The organism is Methylobacterium bullatum (genome assembly GCF_014845095.1).
Classification (GTDB): Bacteria; Pseudomonadota; Alphaproteobacteria; order Rhizobiales; family Beijerinckiaceae; genus Methylobacterium; species Methylobacterium bullatum.
The window spans coordinates 1-548 of sequence record NZ_NKUG01000316.1; the positions used below are offsets into that span (position 1 = coordinate 1).

Below are 548 nucleotides of genomic sequence, written 5' to 3' on the forward strand. Positions count from 1 at the left end.
CTTCATCGCCGTCGTGCTCGTCTGCGCCAACGCGATTCCGATCGAATCCTGCTCCGACGACAGGGCGAGCGAGGTGCGCAAGGTCCGCGTCTCGAACGAACTCGGCTGCACCAACGGCTGGCAGGAGATCATCTCCCGCACCGACCTCGGCGAGGAGATCGGCAAGACCGCCTACCTCAAGACCGAGTGCCGCCGGGTGAAGGAGGCGCAGTGACCCCTATTTGTCGTACTTGATGTAGGCGAAGCGCGCGTCGGTGGGCGTGCCCTCGAGGCCCTGGCCCTCCGTGCCCGGTTGCCAGCCCACCACCTCCTCGATCTTCTTGGCCAGGGCGAAGTCCTTGTCGGTGATGCCCTTGGCGGCGTGGTTCATCAGCCGCACCTCGACCCAGGCATAGGAGGCGGTGAGGTCCGGGTGGTGCCAGGCGGCTTCCGCGAGGTGGCCCACCGTGTTGATGACCATGAGGGTGCTCTTCCAGCCCGCCGTCTTGTAGGTCCGCCGGATCCAGCCGTCCTCGTAGGTCGGTCTCTTATAAACACTTGTCGGTTCC

2 protein-coding genes are annotated in these 548 nt (G+C 65.1%); one reads left to right on the forward strand and one right to left on the reverse strand.

The features are described 5' to 3' along the window. Nucleotides 1-214: hypothetical protein (locus tag MBTS_RS23395; RefSeq protein WP_192216614.1), on the forward strand; the 214-nt coding region annotated here is incomplete at its 5' end. A 3-nt stretch (nucleotides 215-217) separates the two neighbouring features. Here MBTS_RS23395 and MBTS_RS23400 read toward each other — a convergent pair. Beyond that, the coding region (locus tag MBTS_RS23400; RefSeq protein WP_192216615.1) for a 4a-hydroxytetrahydrobiopterin dehydratase at nucleotides 218-548 on the reverse strand (331 nt) is incomplete at its 5' end.